Here is a 22,523-nt window from a genome sequence, read left to right on the forward strand (position 1 = left end):
CGGCGGGTGAAAACGGACCCCCGTTGACAGTAGGGAGTGCTCAACGTGGAGGACTGGGCGGAGATCCGCCGTCTTCACCGGGCTGAGGGGATGCCGATCAAGGCGATCGTCCGTCAGCTCGGTATCAGCAGGAACACCGTGCGGCGGGCGCTGGCCGCCGATGCGCCGCCGCAGTATCAGCGGCCGGCCAAGGGCTCGATCGTGGACGCGGCCGAGCCGCAGATCCGGGCGCTGCTGGCGCAGTGGCCGACCATGCCCACGACGGTGATCGCGGAACGGATCGGCTGGTCCAGGTCGGTGACCGTGCTCAAGGACCGGGTGCGGGAGCTGCGGCCGCTGTTCACCCCGCCAGACCCGGCCAGCCGGACCGACTACCAGCTCGGTGAGCTTGCGCAGTGCGACCTGTGGTTCCCGCCGGTCGACGTTCCGCTCGGTTTCGAGCAGGCCGGGCGGCCACCGGTGCTGGTCATGGTGTCGGGCTACTCGCGGGTGATCACCGCGCGAATGATCCCGTCACGTCAGAGCCCGGATCTGCTGCCGGACATTGGGCGCTGATCAGCGGCTGGGGCCGGGTGCCGCGGGCACTCGTGTGGGACAACGAGTCCGCGGTCGGGCAGTGGCGGGCCGGTCGGCCGCAGCTGACCGAGGCGATGAACGCCTTCCGCGGAATGCTCGGTATCAAGGTCATCCAGTGCCCCCCGGCCGATCCGGAGGCCAAGGGCCTGGTCGAGCGGGCCAACGGCTATCTGGAGACCTCGTTCCTGCCCGGCCGCAGTTTCACCAGCCCGGCCGACTTCAACGCCCAGCTCACCGAGTGGCTGGTCCGCGCCAACCAGCGTCAGCACCGACGGCTCGGCTGCCGTCCGATCGAGCGGTGGGAAGCGGACAAGGCTGCGATGCTCAAGCTGCCGCCGGTCGCCCCGGTGACCGGCTGGCGGTCAACCACTCGGCTGCCGCGCGATCACTACGTTCGGCTCGACTCCAACGACTACTCGGTGCACCCGGCCGCGGTTGGCCGCCGAGTCGAGATCGTCGCTGATCTCGAGCAGGTGGTCGTGACCTTGCAGGGCAATGAGGTGGCTCGGCACGAGCGCTGCTGGGCCGATCACCAAAGCACCACCGACCCGGCCCACGCGGCCGCCGCCAGCGAGCTGCGGCAGGCACGTCGTCTGGTCGCGGTCCCGGCCATCGACACCGACGTCGAGCACCGCAGCCTGGCCGACTACGACCGCATGTTCGACCTCGGCAACGAGATCCTGCCTGGCAGCGAGGAGATCGCCTGATGACCGCCAAGACCACAAACACCAAGGGCAGCAACGTTTCCAGCGAGATCGCCTACCTCACCCGGGCACTCAAAGCACCCTCGCTGGCCGGCGCGGTCGAGCGGCTGGCCGAGCGGGCCCGCTCGGAGTCCTGGACGCACGAGGAGTTCCTGGCGGCCTGCTTGCAGCGCGAGGTCGCCGCCCGCGAGTCCCACGGCGGCGAGGGACGCATCCGCGGCGCCCGGTTCCCGTCGCGCAAGTCGTTGGAGGAGTTTGACTTCGACCACCAGCGCTCGCTCAAGCGCGACGCCATCACGCACCTCGGCACGCTGGACTTCATTGCGGGCATAGAGAACGTGGTCTTTCTCGGCCCTCGTCGGCTACATCCCGTTCGAGGCCGAGGCCGCGAACCTGTTCTTCCAACTCGTCTCGTCCCGCTATGAGCGGGCCAGCCTGATCGTCACCAGCAACAAGCCCTTCGGCCGCTGGGGCGAGGTCTTCGGCGACGACGTCGTCGCCGCAGCGATGATCGACCGCCTCGTCCACCACGCCGAGGTCATCTCCATGAAGGGAGACAGCTACCGCCTCAAAGACCGCGACCTCGGCCGAGTCCCACCGGCGACGAAGACCAACGACTAGAGATCAACAGCCACCAGGGGGTCCGCGTTCAACCGTCGCCTGAGGGTCAAAATTCGCGCGCCGTTGACACCCGACGCTTGTTCTTGCTGAACGCGCTCCACCAGCCCATGCCGGAACAGATCTTCCAGGCGGTGCGCTCGGTCATCGGTTCTCCGGCGGCATGGGCCTCGTCGGCCAGGAACCGGTAACCGAACTCCGGGTCGTCGCGGTGGGCGTTGTACAACGCGTCCGCCCGATACCCATCGACCAGTTCGGTGTTGGTGACCGGACAGGCAAGCCACCGGTAGTAGGGCTGTCGAGCGATGTCCAGGACCCGCACGTCACCGCGACGGGGATGCCGTCGGCGGCCAGCTCGTTCACGAGCGGGTAGAGCCTTTTCCCGGCAGGTTCGCCTGCGACAGATACGCCGCAGCTCGGCGCAGGACCTCGTTCTCCTGCTCCAGCAACTTGATCCGCTTACGCGCCTCACGCAGCTCGGCCGAGTCACTGCCGCTCACACCAGGCTTGACGCCTTCCTCGACGGCGGCCTGGCGCAGCCACTTGAACAACGTCATCGGATGGACCCCGAAGTCCTTCGCGATCTGCTCGACCGTCACACCAGGCTCACGGTCGCGGGCCACCCGCACGACATCGTCGCGGAACTCACGGGGATAGGGCTTGGGCACAGCCACATCCTCCCAGCTCACCACCCGGGCAAGCCATCTCAGATGTCACCTATCGGTGCAGCAGACCCTCCGCCGCGAAACCGCCCGTCTCAAGCAGGTCACCCTCGCCGGCCAGGCCGGCACGATCACCCAGACCACCCCGCTGCGCGCCGACCAGCAGGCCATCTACCAGGCACTATCGATCCAGCCGCCGCCCCGGATCTCCGCGTTCGACCCGAGCTGAACCGAGCCCAGCGAACACCGCACGGGCGTAGACACACGCCCTCTTCCGCCCCTGCACACGTTTCCTAAGCTCAGACCACAAATCCGCGAGCACGTGTGACTACCAACTGCGGAAGTCGGGGTCGGCCGCCGGGACCTTTGCCGGTCCGGGCTAGACAGCGAGCTTTGCCGATCTCCTGCTGCCAACCGGTGGTGAGCCTCAACCCGTCCTGGACGTCATGGTGTCAGCGGTGCCTTGCTCGTGGCTAGTCGGGTTCGCCACCAGGGTGTCTCAACGAATGCACGTTTCAATGTCACCAGCTCGAGTGACCCAGCCCAGTCGACAACGCCGTCGAGTGTTGCCAGGGTCGACTTCGAGAACTCGAACAAGCCTTTCGTCGACTCCGCGACAACCTCGCACATCAGGGTGCTGCCGCCCAGCGTCGCCGCCAGATAGCGCACGGATGGGTGCCTGGCCAGGGTACCCGCGACATCGTCGAGCTTGCGGGGCTCCACGTTGACGGTCATCAAAGTGAGGGCCCTGAGGCCGAGAGCTGCGGGTGGCACGATGGTGACCACGAGAGCGCAGCCGTTGTTCGTCATCCGTTCGAACCGACGCCGCACAGTGCTTTCGTTGACGCCAAGCCCCGCGGCGATCGACTTGAAGCTGGCGCGGCCATCCTTCTGAAGAACGTCGAGGATCGCCAAGTCGGTACCGTCAAGATGGGACGGGTCGCACATCGTGCGTGCGAACGGATAATCCGCGTCGTCGGTTGTTCCTCGATCGGGCTTCTTCCAGTGGTGGGAGATCTTGTAGACGTGCAGGACCAGGTCGCTGTGCCAGCGTTCTATTCCTGGTATCGACTGGATCTCGAGCATCGCCCGCGGATAGCCAGACAATTCGGCCTCCACCACCAGCTCGAGGACAATGTCATAGGAACCGGCGACCAGTGCCGCGAACCGGACGTCTTGCCGGACGACGAGCTTCTGTGCGACCGACACCTGCGTCCCGGGTTGACAGACAATCTGAGCCATAAGTGTCTCAACAGGTCCGTGGCTGCCCAGCTCGGGAATCACGGCGACTCTCAGCAAGTCGTCGGCGATCAGGCGTTCGACCCGTCGCGCGACTGTGGGTAACGACGTTCCACATGCCTTCGCGACTGCTGTCAGGTCGGCACGTCCGTCATCCTGGAGCACGGCGAGGATCCGGCGACTCAGGTCGTCGACCGGTGCGAACGCTGTCGTGTCCGGCTGACCGTCCGCCGGTTTCCTGCTACCCAAGTCGCGGCTCCTCGTTCATCGTGAGACTGCCATCGTCGTCAGCGGTGCCGCGATCTGTGGCCGCTCGTGACGATTGGATCTTAACGCTTCATGTCCAGGCCTACGTCCGAAGCAGGTCCGGGCTGATGGCCGGCAGACTGCCCGCAGTGTGGCAGCAGGCGGGAGCTGGCAAGCGCTCCGTGCGGGAGCTATCGATTCATCGCTGAATAGCGCGATTGGCGCATCCTGTCGAACGGGAATGTCGCCCAAGAACGCTGGACGATATCGTTCCTAGGTAGACCATGGCAACGTCAGCGGCAGCCGAAAACTGACAGGACGGGAAGGTTGCGGGCAGCCAACCATGATTTCATGGAGAGCAGATGCCCGAAGGCCGGCAGTGGGATTCGACCGTGTTCTGCGGTAGGGCTGCGCACTACGAACGAGGCTGGTTGCCCTATGCCCCGCCACCGTGACAGCGATGCTGCTGGCCTACACCCGGCACTCAGCCGGAGGGCATGCTGGGCTTACCCAGGCGCGCGCTCCAACCGACGAGCGGTTCCGCGGGCGAGGGCCTCGTTGATCCCGTTCAGCTCGGTTCGAAGTTCCTCCGCGCTGGTCAGTTGGACATCGCGCTCGATTGTCACGCGGGGGACGTCCACCCGCTCTGCCAGCGACTCGAGCAGGTGGTACGTCTCCCGGGATATCGGTGCCGAATGAGTATCGAAAGCGACACCGTCCTTCTCTGCGCCGCCTGCCATGTGTACGTAGGCGAGACGCTCCAATGGGATCGCGTCGATGACGTGGGTGGCGTCCATGCCGAGATTGACCTCGTCTATGCGTAGGTTCTCCACGTCGAGCAGGAGTTGGACGTCACCCTGCACTAGTACCTCTCGCAAGAACGTGCCTTGATCCATCTCGTGATCAGACCAGTCGAACAGATGCGCCACGTTCTCCACTGCGAACGGCCTGCCAATGAGCTCTTTTGCCTCGGCGAGGTTTTCGAGAAAGACCTCCAACGTGTCGCGTGTCCGATGCAAAGGGAGCACGTGCCAGGAGTCCACCTCGGACGCTCGTACGAAGGCGACGTGCTCGCTCACGAGAGGAGCATCGACGAGGTCGGCCACCCGAGCCATGCGGGCCAACCGACGAGGGTCTGGACGCTCGGCACTGCCGAGTGACAAGGTGGCTCCGTGCACAAGGATCTCGACACCCCTGGCCTTCAACCGCTTCAAAGAGTGTGGAAGCTGGTTGAGATCCGCTAGATCCTCGAACATAACTTCGACGCACGTTACGTCGGAAACCCGCTCGATGTATTCAGCGGAGTGCTCTCGCCAAAGTGCCCCCACCAGAGGTCGGTGGGACATCGATACACTGCCCTGGCCGGTCATTGATGGCAATCTCGTTACCCCTCCGGCAATGCCTGTGCGCGACCGGCTGTGTCCGGCCGCGGTGACGACGATGCTGGACATGGCCTCATGGGCCAGCAAGCGGCATCGCGCTGCGTCCCCCTCGGGATGGGAATCGTGGAGCCTCGCTACACGCCCGAGAACGCTGCGGTGTGACGGTCGTCATCGACCGCCCGTAGACAACTTAGCAAGCTATCTGTGCGCCATGTCAACAAGTTCGATGCCTCGCGCCACTGCGGCTCGCCCGTCAACGTCCGCCTCGATGCTGTACAAGCTGCAGGCGCCGCAAGCGGATCGACGATTGCTAAGCCGCTCGACTCGGGCTATCGTCGGTTGTGCGCCTACTCGGCGTGACGAGTTGTTAACTGTAAGGGATGGTGTTGACATGGCAGAAGAGCGGAGCTGGGTGACGGCACACGAGACCTGCCTCGTGTCCGGGCCTCAGGCGCCCGAGTCCACCCCAGCGGAAGTCGAAGTGACGGAGGATGCGTTCCAAGCAGCTCTGAAGGTGTAGGCGACCCTAGTATCTGGTCGTACGCGCCGCTCCAAGTGGTGCACGATCACGCGGTAGTCGATCAGCCGGCGCCGGCCGACTCAACGTAGATGATCTAGGGGAAACAGAATTCCTATCATTGTCGGATTTCCATACCCCACATGAAGTGTCGCGTACGACCGCCTTCGCGCTGTGTCATGATCCTCATTCGCCCGTTGAGAGGGCGATGACGGCGACGGGGACGGTTAAATGGCATCAGCAAGAGAACGCGTGTCAGCGAACCAAACGAAGGCTCTCCGGGGGATCGTCGCGCAAACCGGCAGTCCGCAGCTCGTGACCGAGTGGGTCGGCGTGGCTCATGACGCACTGCTCAGGAAGCGGGCTTGGGCGTGCTCGCTTGCTTGGGCGAGTATCGCGCGTGGCCTTGGGGCAGCCGACTTCACGGTCCTTTTCAGGCAGTACGCTCAGGTTCGACCGTACCCGCCGGTCGGTGGATCGCTTGTGGATGGGCGGTTCTTCGCCACGTACCTCGACGGTCTGAAGCGGCTGCCAGACGCGGCGAAGGTTCAGGCCATGGCCTTCGATCTGCGCTATGGAATAACGAATGGTGACAAGGTAGTCCGCAGGCGTCCCAAGATGCTTGTCGCGCGTATCCGAAGGCCGTCCTACCTGTTGGTCGGCGTCCACCTGCCTTGGCTTGTGGATATGCACATTAGAAGAATTCGGTTGGGTAGGCGGAAAATGAAGACGGCCGCCCGGCAGGGTGGCGCCGCATGACTCCAACGGAATTGTGATTCGGAGTGTCGGCATGAGCGATCAGCGCGAGCAGGTAGCCGTGAAGGCGAAACTGCCGAAGTCCAGATCGGAACACCTCGTCTGCGTGGTCAATGCACCCGAAGACGTTCAACTGAATCACCTCTTTGCGAAGATCTGCGATGACATCGGGATGATCAGAGTGCGGCGACTACCGTAAGGGAAAACGGCATGGCTGGTCACCCGCTATACCGATGCTTGCATGGTGCTCGTTGACCCGCGGTTCAGCTGCGCGAAGGCTGCCGAGCGTGAGGCGTGCCGGGTGCGTCCGGCGAACATGTCGACAGGCATCCTGGCCATGGATCCACCGGAGCACGCCAGGTTGCGTGGGTTGTTGACGCACGCCTTCACCGTGAGGCGGATCAACCGTCTGCGAGCCGGATCGGTGGCCTCGCCGAAGCGCTCGTCAACGAGATGACCGAACTCGGGTCGCCGGTGGACCTCGTCGAGGGCTTCGTGTTGCCGATGTCGGTGACGGTCATCTGCGAGTAGTTGCCGGAGTTTCGGAGGTGCCTTTTGGCGAGTGACTCGGGAATGAAGCACCAATACTTCCTGGGGTATAGTGGGATTTCTTTGGCGCAACCGGTAAAGCGCAGACTTATGCCTGGGTTAACTGAATTCGAGTATTCGGCGACGCAGGGGGCTGACGCCGCTGCGGCCTTGGTTCGTGGTGGACAAGTGGTGGCTGCGGCGGCGCAGGAGCGATTTGACAGAGTCAAGCACTCGAGTGCTTTTCCGTTGGACGCGGTGAGGTTCTGTCTACAAGCTGCTCGTGCGTCGATGGCGGATGTGGCTACCGTCGCGCACGCCTTTTCCTATGGAGACCTTCGCGCCACCTTTGAAGACGACGACTTCTACGAGAAGTTCTACACCGAGGCGCTGTCGCCCGAGGTGAATCGACGCGAGGCAGAACGCGTGCTGGGGGATGACTTCGGAGGCAGGTATCTCCCGGTCGAGCATCACTTGGCGCACGCCGCGAGCGCGTACTACCCGAGTGGACATCGGGATTCGCTGGTCGTGGTATCGGATGGACTCGGTGAGCGCAACTCCGCGACCATCTGGCACTGGAGCGAGGACGGCACGGCGGACCGGCTCCGAGAGGTCCGCGCGATCAACTCGGTCGGTCTGCTGTACGGCATCTTCACCATGTACCTCGGCTTTCGCTTCGCCGATGGTGAGTACAAGGTGATGGGTTTGGCCCCATGGGGGGACCCGAGCCGCACAGCGAGGCAGATCATGGACCGGTTCGTCGAGTTGGAGCCAGAGGGCGAGTACCGGATTCCGTTGCTGCTGCACGATGTGACAGCACTGGAGAAGGAAAGCCACCGTGGCACGATCACGGCGATAGAGGAGGTCTTCGGCCCCCGACGGCTGCCTGCGGACCCGATTGAGCAGCGCCACCGGGACGTCGCTGCGGGCGTCCAGGCTGTGCTACAGCTAGTGCAGCTGCATGTCCTGTCCCACTTCCGCGAACTGACCGGTTCGCGGGCCATCGCGATGGCCGGTGGCGTTGCGCTCAACTGCGCGTTCAACGGAACTCTGCTGCGCACTGGGCTGTTCGAGCAGGTGTATGTCCAGCCGGCGTCCGGTGACGATGGTGCCGCCCTTGGCGCGGCACTGGTGGCGTTCGAGCGCACTTATGGACGCCCGACACCGGACTCGACCGCGCTGCTGGGCCCCGAATTCGATGACGAGGAGTGTCGCGTTGCGGCGCGCGCCGCGGTGGCGGACGACATCGTGGCGGAGGTGGACCTTGACGAGGCCGTGCTCATCGATGAGGTGGTGCGCCTGATCCTCGCCGGAGCGGTAGTGGGATGGTTCAACGGGCGGATGGAGTTCGGACCGCGGGCGTTAGGCAACCGGTCGATCCTTGCCGACCCGCGACGATCGGACATGCGTGAGCGTATCAATCGGCTGGTGAAAAAGCGGGAGAGCTTCCGGCCGTTTGCGCCGGCGGTACTCGCCCAACAGGCTGGCCAGTTCTTCGAAGTGCCGACTGGTGTGGAACGTCAGTTCCGTGAGATGCTGCTGGTAGCGCACGTCCGCGACAATTACCGCACCGCACTGCCGGCCGTGACGCACGTGGACGGCACCGCTCGGGTGCAGACGGTCTTCGAGGACGAGAACCCACGCTTCTGGCGATTGCTCGCCGCCATGGGACGCGCGAGTGGCTACCCGATCTTGCTGAACACCTCTTTCAACGTGGCCGGGCAGCCGATCGTGTGCACACCGGCCGAGGCAGCGGAGACATTTCGACGGGCCGAACTGGACGCCGTCGTGATGGGGCGGAATCTGCTCACCCGGCGCGAGCGGACCGAACGGTGAGCGAGGACGTCAGCCGCTCGACGGCTCAGACCGAAGAAGAGGTCGTGTCCTCGTTCCCGCTTCGCCGACGCGTCGAGTTTCCCAGCTTCCGGCGGGCCACAGTCACCAGTGAGGTCAACGCCGTCGGCGCTGTGGACTTGGTCGGGGCCGTCGCCCTCGTGCTCAGCCGGCACAACGACAGCGGACCGGTGCGGATCGGCGTGGCCACGGTGCCGCACGACCGAACCCTCCCGGTGACCCTACTGCCGGACCCGTATGCCACGGTGGAAGATTTCCGGAAATGGACAGCGGTCCTGCTCGATCAGGCAGGCGTCCCGGAACCAGCCGTTGTCGTTGTCGGTGAGTTCGGTGGCGGGGCCGGTGTCCAGCCGATCGAGTGCCGGTTCGTACTGGGCCATGGCCAGGTCCGCCTCGACTACAGCACGGACTTCTACGATCAGCCCACTGCCGCCCGGTTGCTCGATCAGGTCGTGCTGGCGGCCGGCCATCTTCACCGCGATGCCGTAGTGCTCGTGCGCGACCTGAACATCCTCTCCGAGAAGGAGCGCCGGAGGATGCTCGCGCGGGACCGCCGGCCAAGGCTTCGCGATCTGCCGGACCCGTCGGACATGATCCGTCGAGCCGCGCAGTCCGACCCGGACCGGATCGCTCTCGTCGACGCTGCGGGCGAACTGACTTACCGGGAACTGATGCGCGAGATTGATTCGACCGTGGCCAGCATGATCGGTGCCGGCGTCGGAGCCGATGACGTGGTGACCGTGCCGGTCGCGCCTGACCGCTGGACGGTGGTGGCGATGCTGGCCGCGCTCGGATCGGGCGTCTGCTACGTCCCGATCGATGATCGCCTGCCAGCTCTCCGTCGGCGGGCGATCATCGACCAGGTACGGCCCTCAGCCGATCTTGTCCGGCAAGGATCCCGCGTCATCGCGCACGCGATGGCCGCGACCGCCACCGGGCCGGCCGATATCCCCGGCTTGAACGGATCCGGTCTCGACCGGGCGTGCTACGTGCTGTTCACCTCCGGCTCGTCCGGGAATCCCAAGGGCGTTGCGGTTTCCCGGCGTGGTCTCTCCTCGCTGCTCGCGGCCACGGAGACGGTGATAGACCGGACGGAGCATGAGGTCTGGATCTCCATCCACAGCTTCGCCTTCGACGCTTCGGTCTGGGAGATCTACGGCTGCCTCTGCTACGCGGGCACGTTGGTCATCGCCTCCGAGGAGGAGCGGCGCGATCCTGCCCAGCAGGTCGCCCTGATGGGACGTCACCGCGTCACGTCGCTCACCATCTCGCCCACGGCGTTTGAGGGATTCGGCCGGGCGGTGGCCGACCGCCCGGCCGTGGTGCCGCGGTTGAACCGGATCATTCTCTGCGCCGAGCCGCTCAGCGTGCCCTCGGTGGAGAACTGGTTCGAGCGTTGGGGCGCTGAACAGCCCACCTTGCTGAACATGTACGGCATCACCGAGTGCACCGTTCACAGCACGGTTGAGCGACTGCGTCCTATGACGAGCGAACACCGGATCCGGATCGGGGCCGGGTTGCCGGACACGCCGATCTTTGTTGTCGATGACCGGCTCCGGCCGGTGCCGGACGGCGTACCGGGCGAACTGCTGGTCGGTGGTGATGGGGTCGCGTTGGGCTACGTGGGACCGGATCGGGCGACGCTGGAGAAGCGGTTCGTTCCCGACCAGTTCGGTACGAACCCGGCCGGTCGGCTCTATCGGTCCGGTGACATGGCTCGGCGGCTTGGCGACGGCACGCTCGAGTACCTCGGCCGCCGTGACCGGCAACTGAAGGTTCGTGGTCACCGGATCGAAGCGGCCGATGTGGAGGCGGCGGCATTGCGGTGCCCTGGGGTCGACGCTGCGAGGGTGTGGGTACGGCAGCGCGATGACGGCACCGCACGGACTGGTCCTGACAATTCCGCGATGCTGTGCCTTTGCGTGCGGGCGTCAGCCGGACGGGTCGATCCCTCTTCGGTGACCAAGTACCTCACCACCCTGCTTCCCGAATACATGCTTCCCGCCATCGTCGTCGTGGTCGACGCCTTTCCCGCCACGGTGAACGGCAAGCTCGACACGAACGCACTGCTGCACCTCCACCAGCGGGAGATCACCCGCGTAGCCGCGACGACGGAGCCGGTGTCCGACACGTGCTGGGAGATCGTCCGGGCGATGGCGACCGTACTGGCTGTCGATGGCCTCGCGCCCGACGCCAACTTCTTCCGCGTCGGCGGCGACTCGATCTCGGCCGTCCGGTTGGTGGGAGCACTGCGCGACGACGGCATCGAACTCACCTTGGCCGACGTTTACCGGCACCGGACAGCGTCGGCGTTGGCCGACGTCGCGAGCATGCGCACGACGACGCCGCACCCGGCGCCAGAACCGGCATGGCTTCCCGCCACACCGCTCCAGCAGGCGATGATCTACCACAATCTCCTGGACGGGCCTGCCTACTATCACGACTTGTTGCACTACCGCGTCGACGCGGTTCTCGACGAGAGCCTCCGGGCTGCTCTCGACGTAGTGACCGCTCGCCACCCGGCGTTGCGCTCGGCCTTCGAGCCGGCTCCGGGGGGTGGCCTGGAACAACGGATCGCCGACACGGCTCAGCTCGAGTTGACCTTCCACGACGCCCGCACGGGCAGCTCCGACGCGGATGGTCTCGAGCAGCGGCTGCGAGAGTGGGGTGAGCGGGAACGAGCCCGCGGGTTCGACGTCGCGGTCGCAGGTCTGGCCAGGGTCGCCGTCCACCGGGTGGACCGCGATGCGAGCGTCCTGTCGGTCTCCGTGCACCACGCCATCCTCGATGGGTGGAGTGCGTCGCTGTTCGTGACCGAACTCCTGACGACGTGGGCGGACAGGCGCTCGGTTCCCTGGCCGGCTCTACGGGACGACATGGTCCTGCGGGAATACCAGCGGCTCGTTGATCAGGCCGCTAGGGATCCGGGGACACGGACCTTCTGGACCCAGCGGCTGGCCGAACTGGGGCGACCAGTAATGCCAGATCTCACCGGCCCTGGTGGGAGATCCCGGGTCCTCGGCGTACCCCTGTCCCGGTCGATCTGCGCGGCCCTCGAACGCTGCGCCAAGGAGTTGGGCGTGCCGACTCGCTCGGTGTTCACCGCGGTGCACCACGCCGCGGCCCGTGCCGCCGTGCCGGGAACGCCGATCAGCGGGCTGGTTGTCGGAGGCCGGCCCGAGGTGCCGGGTGGTACCGAGGCCCTGGGACTGTTTCTCAACACGCTGCCGGCACGGCTCGATCTCGACGGCCTGACGTGGCGCGAGGCGATCCAGCGCACGTTCGACGACGAGACGGTCACTGCGCCCTTTCGTAGGTTCCCCATTTCGGAGCTGCATGCGTTGGCGGGGGGCCACATCGTCGACATCGCGTTCAACTACACCCACTTCCGGTCCTACACGGAGCTGGAATCGATCGGGGTGTCGGTCCAGAGCGCCTGGTACGAAGAGCAAACGGAGTTTCCCCTCCTCGTCACGGTCAACCGCGAGGTCGGGCACGGTGCCGCCGAACTCGTCCTGGTGGCACGGGCGGGTGTCGAGGACGGGCTGGAGCACCGGTACGCCCATGCCTTCACCGCACTGTGCGGGTCGTTGTGTGCATCGGCTGACGCGCGCGTCGACGTGCAGGCGGTGCGCACCGCACCGGCCCCGGTCGCGGTCACCGAGCTGAGCGGTGCACGACGGTCGGTCGACTGGGATGCGCTCCTAGCCGCGATCCGCGACCACGTCGAGCGCGATCCTGACAGGGCGGCGGTGCTCGAGGGCGCGGACTGCCGGACTTACGCCCAGCTCTGGAACGAAGCGACCGAACTGGCAGCCCGTCTGGCTGACGTCGGCGTTGGCCGGGGAACGCGGGTAGTGGTCGAGTGCCACCGGGGGATCGGCATGGTCACCGTGGCACTGGCTACGTGGCTGCGCGGCGCGAGCATCGTGCCCGTCGACGCCGATCTGCCGTCGCGACGCAGGAATCTCCTGTCTGAGCTTGCCGCGCCGACCGCCCACGTCGCCGTGAACGGGACCGACGTGACCGTGACTCCGGCGCGCATCGCCAAACGTGGCTCGACGCCAGGCGCTGCGGACCGCCTCGATCCGCACGGCGAAGCGTACCTGTTGTTCACCTCGGGAACCACGGGAGTCCCGAAGGGCGTGGCGATGCCTTTCGAGGCCGTCGCCAACCTGGTGGCCTGGCAGGTGCGGCGCTTCGGTCCGGACGGATCCGGTCGGACGGCTCTGTTCGCGGCCGTCGGCTTTGACGTGTCCCTGCAGGAGTTCCTGTCGTGCCTGGTCAGCGGCGGTTGCCTGGTGGTCGTGCCCTCGGAGGTCAAAGTGGATCCGCAGGCCACGCTGCGGCTGCTGCGCATGCGGTCCGTCGACGTGCTGTTCACCCCACCGCTGATCCTCCGGCAGCTCGCTCGGGCTTCGCGGGAACTGGGTGAGATCCCCGCGCTGCGGTGGATCATCGCGGCCGGTGAACGGCTGCTCGTGGACGACACGCTTCGCGCGTTCGGGTCCGCGGCCGGTTTCCGGCTTGTCAACCAATACGGACCCACGGAGACGCACGTGGTGACGGAGGCGGATCTCGGGGACGACCCACACCGGTGGCCAGACACCCCCGGGATCGGCCTGCCCATTGACAACGTCACAGTCCGGGTCGTGTCAACGTCGCGGTCCGCTGACACGGCGGGCGAGCTTCTCGTCTTCGGTCCGGCGGTCGCACTCGGCTACCTTGACCCCGGTTCGACTCAGGTGACGACGAGCGATGGATTCACGGCGGCGGATGGAATCCGTACGTACCGGACGGGGGACCTGGCCCGTTTGCATGTGGACGGGATCGAGTTCCACGGCAGGGGCGATGCACAGATTAAGGTCCGTGGATTCCGCGTGGACATGGTGGAGATTGAACGCGCGGTCCGGGCCCTCGACGCGGTGGCCGATTGCGTCGTGCACGCAGCCGAAGGCGACCAAGGGATTCAGCTGCGCGCTGTGGTGCAACCTCGGGCAGGCGCGCTGCTGGCCGAGCAGGTGGTTCGCGCCCACCTCGCGAACCACCTGCCGGCGTATGCGATCCCGGCCATTGTCGAGATCGTTCCGGCTATTGCGGCGGACCGGCGCGGCAAGGCGAGCAGTCCTGGTAACTCGGTCCGGCCCGTGCGCAGCCGATCCGCAGCCGGGCGCTCGCCGCTGGAGCGGACGGTGCTCCAGGCGTGGTCGGAGGTTCTCGGCCGGCGCCAGACCGCGGTCGACATGACGTTCTTCGCGGCGGGTGGATCGTCGCTGCTGCTGCTGGACCTGTTCCTCAAGCTGCGGGGGTCGATCGCCGTCCCGTTCGATCTCCGCCACCTGCTCCAGTACCCGACCGTCTCCTCGTTCACCGGGTTCGTCCGCTCGCTGAACCGTCCCGGAGGGACCGCCGTTGATATCGACCGAAGTGCCCACTAACGCCAAGCAGACCCCGAACAGAGCCAACCGGCTAGGGACAAGTGCCGTAGCCATCGTCGGCATGGCGTGCCGTCTACCCGGCGCAAACGATTATGACACGCACTGGCAGGACATGCTCGGTGGTTATGAGCTGCTCACCCGGCTGCTTCCGGCCGACCTCAAGCTGGCCGGCGTTCCCGAAGGGCTGGCCCGGCAGGCTTCCTATCGGCCCGTGACCAGTCTCGTGGACTGTCCAGGCGGCATTGACGCCGAGTTCTTCGGGATCTCACCCAGCGAGGCTGCGGCGATGGACCCGCAGCACAGGGTCTTCCTGGAGCTGTGCTGGGCGGCGATGGAGGACGCAGGCATCACACCCCAAGCCGCTGGTGGACACATCGCGGTCCTCGGCGGCGGTGGCAGGCACGGCTATCTGCGCTATGTCGAAAGCGGCTTCGCGGACGAGGATTGGCTCGACGGTTCCATCCACGGACTGCAGTCGGACATCGGCAACTACGGCGACTTCCTGGCTACCCGGGTGTCCTACCGACTTGGGTTGACCGGACCGAGCTTGAACGTGCAGACCGCCTGTTCCACCGGCCTCATGGCGGTGCACCTGGCATGCCGCGGTATCGCGGCCGGCGAGGTCGAGGTCGCGCTCGCCGGGGCGGTCAACGTGCACACCCCGCAGGTGAGTGGTTACCACTACGAGGAAGGATCGATCTGCTCCGCTGCGGGACGGCTGCGTCCGTTCGACGAGCGGGCCGATGGGTCGGTGTTCGGCAATGGCGGCGGCGCGGTGCTGCTCAAGTCGCTCAATGCCGCGGCGCGTGACGGCGACCGGATCATCGCGATCATCCGGTCGACGGCATGCAACAACGATGGCAACGACAAGGTGTCGTACACCGCGCCGAGTGTTTCCGGGCAGGCCGCCGCGATCGCCGACGCCCTGCACCTAGCCGACGTCGACCCTGCGTCGATCGGATACGTGGAGGCACACGGCACCGGCACGCCGCTGGGCGACCCGATCGAGATCCAGGCCCTGAACCAGGCGTTCAACTTGCCCGGTGGGTCTCGCACGTGCGCGCTCGGCACCGCGAAGTCCCAGATCGGGCACCTCGGACCTGCCGCGGGGATCATCGGCCTAATCAGGGCCGCCCTGGTCGTCGAGCGTGCCGTGATCCCCCGGTGTGTCAACTTCGAGGTGCCCAGTTCTCGGATCTCCTGGCACGACGGGCCGTTCTACGTGCCGACGGTGAACACCCCCTGGGTGGGGCATCGCCGTGCCGGTGTCAGTGCCTTCGGTGTCGGTGGCACCAACGTGCACGCTGTGCTGGAGCAAGCGCCGACGGTGGAACGGACGGCCAAGGCTGCCGACCGCCCGCTTCCCGTGGTGCTGTCGGCGCAGACCTCGGCACGCCTGCGGGAGCTGCGGCGTCGCCTCGCCGACCATCTGGACCGCAACCCGTCCCTGCGGATCGAGGACGTATCGCGCACGTTGAACCTCGGCCGGGTGTCGGAGCGGTTGCGCGCGTCCTGGGCAGCCGCCGATGTCGCCGATCTGAGCACACAGCTACGGCACAGCCGCGCGGAGGACGTGCTGCCGGAGTCGCCGGACCTACCCGTGGTGCTGGCCTTTCCCGGTCAGGGTGACCAGTACGCCGGAGCGGGGGAGGCCCTTTACCACAATGACCCCGTCTTCGCTGGCGCTGTTGACGAGTGTGCGGCGACTCTCCAGGACATCACGGGGTTCGACATCAGAACCGTGATGTTCCCGGCGCCCGGGGAGCTACCAGTGGCTGCCGCACGCATCCACCGGGCACAACGTGCCCAGGAAGCCCTATTTGTGTTCGAGTACAGCCTCGGCCGCGCCCTGATCGAGGCGGGACTGTCGCCATCGGCCATGATCGGCCACAGCGCGGGGGAGTACCCCGCCGCCGTGCTCTCCGGCATCCTCAGCCTTGCCGACGCGAGTCGACTGGTGGCCACCCGCGGACGGTTGATGGAGCACGAGGTTCCCGCCGGCGCGATGATGGCGGTCGGACTGGCCGAAGAAGAACTGATCGCTGTTCTCCCGGATGACCTCGACCTCGCCGCCATCAACGCACCGGGCCAGTGTGTGGTGTCGGGAACCGTGGATGCGATCGCCCGGTTCGAAGAGAAGCTCGTCTCCGACGACCTGCTCAACCGGGTGCTGGGTACGTCCGTCGCCGCACACTCGCGGCTGGTGGACGGTGTCCTGGGCGAGTTCACCGCCGTCGTCGAACGACTTCGGTTCGGTCGGCCCACTATCCCGATGGCGTCCACCCTGCTGGGCGCCTTCGAGTGCTCGGATGCGCTCACCGAGCCCGGGTATTGGACGGCACACTTGCGGCAGCCGGTCCGGTTCATGGCCGCGGCCGAGGCGGTGCTCGCGCAGGGACGCGCCGTCGTCTTGGAGGTCGGCCCCGGCCGGGCCACGACAGGCATGTTCCGCCAGTTGGACGACGGGATCAACTTGCCGGTGCTGGCGTTGTGGCGCAAGGGACATCCAGAGCCAGCCAGCATCGCCGAGGTGGTCGGTCATGCCTGGGAACTGGGAGCACGGGTGCACTGGGGCCACGGCCTCTCGTCCCTGTCCCCGAGATCGGTACGACTGCCAGGGCGCAAGCACCAGCGCAGCACCCCCTGGACCACCACCGGCCGCTCGCCCGAGCCCGCGTTACCGCGGCTGGTCGAGCAGCCTTGGATATGGGCGCCGCGCTGGGCCGTCGCACCCGTCACAGCCACCGCGAACACACCGGAAAAGTGCGTGGTGATCACGACGGGATCCGCCGCGTGGGCGGAAGACCTCGATGCCGAGGTGACGGTAATCAACGTGCCCACCTGCGACGATGCCACCGTCAGAGAGCGGCTTACAGCAGCAGAAGACGCCGTGCGGACCGCCGACGCGGTGGTCTTCGTCGCGCGTGCTGTACCCGCCGGTTCCCGGCCAACCGAGACAGTGCTGACCGACAACTTCTGGCCGTTGCTGCGGGCCGGTGCCGCGGTCGCCGAGATGCGGGCGGGGCGGCACACACCGCTACTGGTTGTCATGCCTGCGGAGGAGGGCACGACGGATCCGGAGCTGGAGTTGGTCGTGGGCCCTTGTCGTGTCCTGCCCCAGGAGTACCCGGACCTGGAAGTCTCCCTGGTACGCGGGGAACCGTCGGCGTCACTGGTCGAGGACGAGTTGGGCGCGTTCGAGGCCGACGGGGACATCGCCTACGTCAACGGCCGTCGTTGCCGCCGAACCTACGAACGGATCGAGGCTCCTCTCGGTCCTGAGCCGTGGCGCAGCGGGAGCACATACCTGATCACCGGCGGCACGGGGGGCATCGGACTGGCCCTGGCCGACGCCATGGCTGCCACGTCCGCAGTCCGGCTGGTGCTGACGCGACGACCGCGACCGGCAGGCTCCGTACGCGACGACGACATGCTCGAGCAGCGATTGCGGAGGCTGCGCCGGCAGGGACTGGTGGTGGAGGTGGTCGACGTGGATGTTCGAGACGAAGCCGGGATGCGTGAACTCCGTGACCGCTTCGGCCCCTTCGACGGAATCGTGCACGCGGCCGGTGTCGCGAGCGGCATGCTTGTCTCGGCACTGGACACCGATCACGTGACCTCGGTCGTGTCCCCGAAGGTGGACGGAACTCAAGTGTTGAAGCACGTTGTCGCCGATGACGCCACCCGCTGGATTGCGCTGTGCTCGTCCATGTCATCCCGGATCGGCGGAATAGGGCACGCCGACTACAGTTCGGCCAACGCTTACCTCGACGCTTGGGCGGAGCAGGCGACCGCCCGGGGTCCGCGGGTCGTCAGTCTCGGCTACGACGCGCTCACCGAATCAGGCATGGCAGTCAACGCGGCGCGCAAGGCGAAGCCGACTGACGACGGCTCGCTCAGGGTCTGGCACACGTCGATGCCCGCCGCCGACTGGCGCCGACAGGAGCACGTCGTCGACGGGCAGCCGATCCTGCCCGGCACCGGGATCATCGAATTGGTCTACCGCGCGGCGCGGGAGCTCCTCGGTCTGGAGTTCGTGGAACTTCGCGGACTCGACCTGCTCCGCCCCACCGGTGGTTCTGCGGACGCGGAACTCGCCATTGACATCGAGTTCGTGGCCAGGAAGCCGGACTGGGCGGTGACGGTGCGCTGCGCAGAAGCCGGCTCGGCCCCCCTGACGACCGCGACGTGCACTGTCGCCATGGCGGAACCACTGGCCTCCGTCGAGCGGCAACCGCCATCTCCGTGGCCGGACGGCGATGAAGCCCGCCAGGACGAGCCGACCGCGTCCGGCACGCGGCTGGTACGGTTCGGGCCGCGCTGGGACTGCGCCGGTGGCACGCGACCGGCACAGGATGGCCGGATCGAGGCCCGCTCCGTGCTCGCCGAGGCGTTCGATGCGGATTTGCCGGCCCATCCGCTGCATCCAGCGCTGCTCGACAACGCCCTCGGTGCCAGCCTCACCGATCTCGACGACCAGTACGTGCCGATGTCCTATGAACGCATAGTCGTGTGGCGGCCACTGCCCCGTGACGTGCGCAGCCTCATCAGCACGAGGAGCCCGGCGGCGGACGTAATCAGCCTGGACGTCGAGTGCCTTACGCCGATCGGAGAACCGCTCCTCGAGGTGCGGGGTTACCAACTGCGACGGATCGAGCCCGGCCGACTTGCTGGCCCGGCCGTGCCAGGCGGCCGGTCCCGGACCCTGCGCCAGCGGATCCCCGGTGATGTGAACTCGCTGAGGTTCGAGGCAGCGCCTCAGCCGACGTGCGCCCCCGGCGAAGTGATCGTCGAGGTCCGGGCGACCGGCCTGAACTTCAAGGAGGCCCTCATCGCTGCGGGCCTACTTGACCATCCTGAAGGATATCGGTTCGGCCTCGAATGCGCGGGCGTCGTGGTCGTGGTGGGCGCACAGGTCGAGTCGCTCCGTGTCGGTGATGCCGTCTTCGGACTCGGTGAGGCATGCTTCGACGACTTCGTCACTATGCCGGCGCGGTTGGTCCGGCAGATCCCGCGCGGGCTCAACTTCGAGCAGTCGGCCACGATCCCGGTCGCCTTCACCACCGCGTACGACTGCATGGTGGATCTGGCCAGAGCCCGCCCGGGGGAGACTGTCCTCGTCCACGCCGTCACCGGCGGCGTGGGTTCGGCAGCAGCGCAGATAGCCCGCCACCTCGGCCTCACGGTCTTCGGAACCGCGAGCACGCCGGAGAAACGAGAACTCGCGCTAGCGATGGGTGTGGCAGAGGTCTTCGACTCCCGCAGCCTCGACTTCGAACGCGAGGTGATCGACCGAGGCGGCGTGGACATCGTCCTCAACTCGTTGGGTGGCGAGTTCATCGAAGCGGGCCTGCGTTGCCTGCGTGCTGGCGGACGGTTCGTGGAGATGGGTCGGCGGGACATCCTGTCCGGCCGACCGCTCGACATGGAGTTGTTCAGCCGGGGTACCACGTTCGCCGCGTACTACCCGGACGTCGAATCGCCTCGCTATGAGTCCACCTTGGACGAGGTGAGTGACCTGTTGCGTGAGTCAGCGATCCGGCCACTGCCGTACCGGACCTTTCCGGAGGAGTCGGTTACCGAGGCGTTTCTGTACATGTCCCGTGCCGAGCACATCGGCAAGGTGGTCGTGGTCAAGGACGGTAGCCAGGAGCGGTCCTGCTCTGACGGATATCCCGTAGATGACGGTGGGATAACCGACGACCTCGCGGTGTCGGCACTCAAACGGGCCGTCCAACTTGGCGAACCGTGCGTTCTCGTGACGGCGCGTGATGTCCGGGAAGCCCGCACGGGACTCGTCGTCGCTGGCCATGTGCTCGACGACGAACAAACGGACCCCGGACAACCGGCGACCCTCGAACTTGTCGGCCTAGAGGGAGACGTTGAACGGCGCCTGGGACAGATCTGGGCGAACGTGCTGCGTTTGGACACTGTTTCTCGTGACGACACCTTCGTCGGCCTCGGCGGCGACTCGCTGTACGCGACCCAGGTGGTAGGCCGCGTCTCCAAGGAGTTCGGTCAGCGAATCGCGCCCGCGGTCGTCCTGGGCACCGCCACTCTCGCCGAACTGGCCAGGACCCTGGAAGCCGGTACCGCGCGGGCGATGGACTGATGCCGCCGCGGCAGATGGTGCTGTTTCCCTTCGCGGGCGGGAGTTCGCACGCCTTCACTCCTCTCGTTCCGCTGCTTCGGGGCTTGGACCCGATGCTCGTCGACTACCCAGGGCATCACCTGCGGTCTGGCGAGCCACTGCTGAACACGGTGCCCGATCTGGCCGGAGAGAGCCTGTACCGGATCGGGTGTGCACTGCGACCGGGATACGTCGTGCTCGGTGCGAGCCTCGGCGCGTTGGTGGCCTTTGAGTTCTCCCGGCAGGCCAGCGCGATCGGCCGGCGACCCAGCGCGCTGGTTGTCCTGTCAGCGGCCGCGCCGAACCGGATCGCATCCGTCGGCAGGTTCGCGCATCTGGCCGACGACGAGTTCTCCACTGCCTTGCGAGAGCGGTATCCGGGTCAGGTGTCCGCGCTGGCAACCGATCCGGAGGTGCGTGAATTCGTGCTCCCCGTCCTACGAGCTGACATCGAGGCGTTCGAGGACTACGGTGACCGGGCGCCCGGTACCGTGGATGTTCCCATGCTGGTCCTGGGCGGACTCCAGGACCGCTCGGTCCGCTACGCCGACCTGCTCGCATGGACCGCCCACAGCACCCGGCCAGTTGTCGTACGCAGGCTGGACGGCGGCCACTTTCTGATCTCCGACTCCGTCACCGAGGTTGCCGGTGACCTGCTCACCTGGTTTAAGGATCTCGACCTTCTCCCTGAATGCAGTGGCTCGACATGACCTACACCTACCCCGGTACACGAGAACACCCCCTGCATCCACCGTCGGACTACTTCGCCATGGCGCAGGAGGGGCCGATCGTCCGGGCGGGCCTCGCCGACGGTCGGCAGGTCTGGCTCGTCACCAGGTACGACGAGGCCAGGAGAGTCCTGGCAGACACACGGTTCAGCTCAGACGCCAGGAAACCCGGTTTCCCCGTGCGCCGCTCGCCGAGTTCGCTGATTCGCGATGACCCGCCCCGGCACACCTTCCTACGGCGTTTTCTGGCCGAGGAGTTCCGTGGCAGGGCGATCGCGCGCCTGCGGCCGGTCGTGGAGCAGATCGTCCGCGATCTCAGCGGCGCCATGGAGCGTGAGTGCACTGCTGAGTTCATGTCGACCTTCGCCATGCCGCTGCCATCGACTGTGATCTGCCGTCTGCTGGCCGTTCCTGACGAGGACCACGAGTTGCTGCAATCGATGGGCGCGCGCACGTTGAGCGCCACGGCCAGCGACGCCGAGGTGGACGCGGCCGTTGATGACCTCGGCAGCTACATGCGGTTGGTCGTCGAACGAGAACTGCGCCGGCCGTCCGACTCGGTGGTGGGCCGGTTGGCCATGGCGAGCCAGAGCCACGGTATGGACCCCGAGACGTTGGTCGACCTGTGCCGGCTGCTGCTGGTGGCCGGTCACGTCACCACGGTGAACGCGATCGGCATCGGGCTGTACTCGCTGCTTAAGCACCCGGCTCAGTGGGAGCTGCTCTGTCGACGGCCACAACTCGTCAACCGCGCCGTCGAGGAGCTATTGCGGTTCCTCACCGTTGCGCAGACGATGTCCCGGGTTGCCACCGTGGACATTGATCTCGCCGGAGCCCACATCCGCGCCGGTGATGGGGTGATGGTGCTGCTCACCGTGGCCAACCGTGATGAGCGGATCTTCGAACGGCCCAATGAGTTCGACATGGAGCGTCCCCGGCGGCCGCACCTCGCATTCGGACACGGTCCGCACCTGTGCCTGGGCGCCGCACTTGCGCAACTGGAGATGCGGGTGGCGTTTGATCACTTGGTCCGCACGTTCCCGCAGCTGTCCTTGGCGGCAGGCGACGACGAGATGGAGTACCGGACAAAGGTGCTGATCTACGGCGTGCACGCGTTACCGGTCAGGCTGGTATGACCACAACCC

The 22,523-nt window shown here is 66.4% G+C and carries 13 protein-coding genes and 1 pseudogene; 10 read left to right on the plus strand and 4 right to left on the minus strand.

From position 1 onward, the window contains the following. The first annotated feature begins 36 nt into the window (after positions 1 to 36). The 3 genes and pseudogenes from istA (at position 37) to ACFPCV_RS37490 (ending at position 1,901) form a co-directional block, all read left to right on the plus strand. Positions 37 to 1,283, plus strand: a pseudogene (gene istA / locus ACFPCV_RS37480) (IS21 family transposase). After that, positions 1,283 to 1,705, plus strand: a complete 423-nt coding sequence (locus ACFPCV_RS37485) for an ATP-binding protein (protein ID WP_378062157.1) — start codon at positions 1,283 to 1,285, stop codon at positions 1,703 to 1,705. The pseudogene istA and the gene ACFPCV_RS37485 overlap by 1 nt, the downstream one beginning before the upstream one ends. Further along, positions 1,674 to 1,901, plus strand: coding sequence for an ATP-binding protein (locus ACFPCV_RS37490; protein ID WP_378062294.1), 228 nt, complete (start codon positions 1,674 to 1,676; stop codon positions 1,899 to 1,901). Before ACFPCV_RS37485 ends, ACFPCV_RS37490 begins: the two co-directional genes overlap by 32 nt. Before the next feature lie 46 nt (positions 1,902 to 1,947). Here ACFPCV_RS37490 and ACFPCV_RS37495 read toward each other — a convergent pair whose 3' ends face one another. Continuing rightward, complete coding sequence (locus tag ACFPCV_RS37495) at positions 1,948 to 2,220, minus strand: hypothetical protein (RefSeq protein WP_378062159.1); 273 nt, start codon at positions 2,218 to 2,220, stop codon at positions 1,948 to 1,950. Positions 2,221 to 2,257: 37 nt separating this feature from the next. Further along, entirely contained in the window at positions 2,258 to 2,566 is a 309-nt protein-coding gene (locus tag ACFPCV_RS37500) for a transposase (protein WP_378062160.1), read from the minus strand. Between the two features lie 55 nt (positions 2,567 to 2,621). On the opposite strand from ACFPCV_RS37500, the gene ACFPCV_RS37505 reads away from it, so the two are divergent. Further along, on the plus strand, positions 2,622 to 2,789 hold the full coding sequence (locus tag ACFPCV_RS37505; RefSeq protein ID WP_378062162.1) for a hypothetical protein: 168 nt from the start codon (positions 2,622 to 2,624) through the stop codon (positions 2,787 to 2,789). Positions 2,790 to 3,004: 215 nt separating this feature from the next. Here the strand turns inward: ACFPCV_RS37505 and ACFPCV_RS37510 are convergent, their stop codons facing one another. Both ACFPCV_RS37510 and ACFPCV_RS37515 read right to left on the minus strand, forming a co-directional pair. Beyond that, the gene (locus ACFPCV_RS37510) at positions 3,005 to 4,048 is read right to left on the minus strand and encodes an Lrp/AsnC family transcriptional regulator (protein WP_378062164.1); all 1,044 of its coding nucleotides are present in this window, start codon (positions 4,046 to 4,048) and stop codon (positions 3,005 to 3,007) included. Between the two features lie 503 nt (positions 4,049 to 4,551). Continuing rightward, positions 4,552 to 5,496 (minus strand): multinuclear nonheme iron-dependent oxidase, encoded by a 945-nt coding sequence (locus tag ACFPCV_RS37515; protein WP_378062165.1) that lies wholly within the window; start codon positions 5,494 to 5,496, stop codon positions 4,552 to 4,554. A 679-nt stretch (positions 5,497 to 6,175) separates the two neighbouring features. On the opposite strand from ACFPCV_RS37515, the gene ACFPCV_RS39040 reads away from it, so the two are divergent. The 6 genes from ACFPCV_RS39040 to ACFPCV_RS37545 all read left to right on the plus strand — a co-directional run bounded on the left by ACFPCV_RS39040 (position 6,176) and on the right by ACFPCV_RS37545 (position 22,514). After that, positions 6,176 to 6,703 (plus strand): hypothetical protein, encoded by a 528-nt coding sequence (locus ACFPCV_RS39040; RefSeq protein ID WP_465251584.1) that lies wholly within the window; start codon positions 6,176 to 6,178, stop codon positions 6,701 to 6,703. A 636-nt stretch (positions 6,704 to 7,339) separates the two neighbouring features. Then, the gene (locus tag ACFPCV_RS37525) at positions 7,340 to 9,064 is read left to right on the plus strand and encodes a carbamoyltransferase family protein (RefSeq protein ID WP_378062295.1); all 1,725 of its coding nucleotides are present in this window, start codon (positions 7,340 to 7,342) and stop codon (positions 9,062 to 9,064) included. Continuing rightward, entirely contained in the window at positions 9,061 to 14,520 is a 5,460-nt protein-coding gene (locus tag ACFPCV_RS37530; RefSeq protein ID WP_378062168.1) for an amino acid adenylation domain-containing protein, read from the plus strand. Before ACFPCV_RS37525 ends, ACFPCV_RS37530 begins: the two co-directional genes overlap by 4 nt. Next, complete coding sequence (locus ACFPCV_RS37535) at positions 14,495 to 20,632, plus strand: SDR family NAD(P)-dependent oxidoreductase (protein ID WP_378062170.1); 6,138 nt, start codon at positions 14,495 to 14,497, stop codon at positions 20,630 to 20,632. Before ACFPCV_RS37530 ends, ACFPCV_RS37535 begins: the two co-directional genes overlap by 26 nt. After that, positions 20,632 to 21,360 carry a thioesterase II family protein gene (locus ACFPCV_RS37540; protein ID WP_378062172.1) on the plus strand — a complete coding sequence of 243 codons (729 nt, stop codon included), beginning with the start codon at positions 20,632 to 20,634 and terminating at the stop codon, positions 21,358 to 21,360. Before ACFPCV_RS37535 ends, ACFPCV_RS37540 begins: the two co-directional genes overlap by 1 nt. Further along, the gene (locus ACFPCV_RS37545) at positions 21,342 to 22,514 is read left to right on the plus strand and encodes a cytochrome P450 (protein WP_378062174.1); all 1,173 of its coding nucleotides are present in this window, start codon (positions 21,342 to 21,344) and stop codon (positions 22,512 to 22,514) included. The genes ACFPCV_RS37540 and ACFPCV_RS37545 overlap by 19 nt, the downstream gene beginning before the upstream one ends. Positions 22,515 to 22,523: the final 9 nt, after the last annotated feature.

This window comes from Actinophytocola glycyrrhizae, assembly GCF_042653545.1.
GTDB classification, from domain to species: domain Bacteria; phylum Actinomycetota; class Actinomycetes; order Mycobacteriales; family Pseudonocardiaceae; genus Actinophytocola; species Actinophytocola glycyrrhizae.